This is a genomic window from Rhodoferax sp. ZS1R8, from assembly GCF_056521325.1.
This window is the reverse complement of sequence record NZ_JBWMBA010000056.1, coordinates 1,266-1,631: the sequence shown is the minus strand read 5'-3', so window position 1 is coordinate 1,631 and position 366 is coordinate 1,266. Positions and strand designations below refer to the sequence as shown.

General features: G+C 65.8%; 1 protein-coding gene. It reads right to left on the bottom strand.

All coding sequences use genetic code 11. The annotated features are described in order from the left end of the window. A partial coding sequence (gene rimI / locus AC097P_RS23690; RefSeq protein WP_479612887.1) for a ribosomal protein S18-alanine N-acetyltransferase occupies positions 1-366 on the bottom strand: 366 nt, incomplete at both ends.

Here is a 366-nt window from a genome sequence, read left to right as displayed (position 1 = left end):
CGGGTAGTAGTCTTTGCGCACACCCACACGGGCATAACCCTGGGCCTCGTAGACGTGCACGGCGCGGGTGTTGCCCACGCGCACCTCCAGCCACAGCCACTGTGCGGCGCGGCCGCGCGCCCATAGCGCCAGCGCATCCAGCATGACACGGGACCAGCCCTGGCGCTGAAATTCCGGCGCCACGGTAATGTTGAGCAAATGCACCTCTTCCACACCCTCCATGGCGACAAAGTAGCCCAGGAGGGTGTCGTCGGCCAGCAGTCGCTGCGCCTGGTAGCCGGACTGCAGTGCGTCGGCAAAGTTGGTGCGGTTCCACGGGTGGGCGTAGGCCCGCTGCTCGATCTGCACTACAGCGTCGATGTGCTC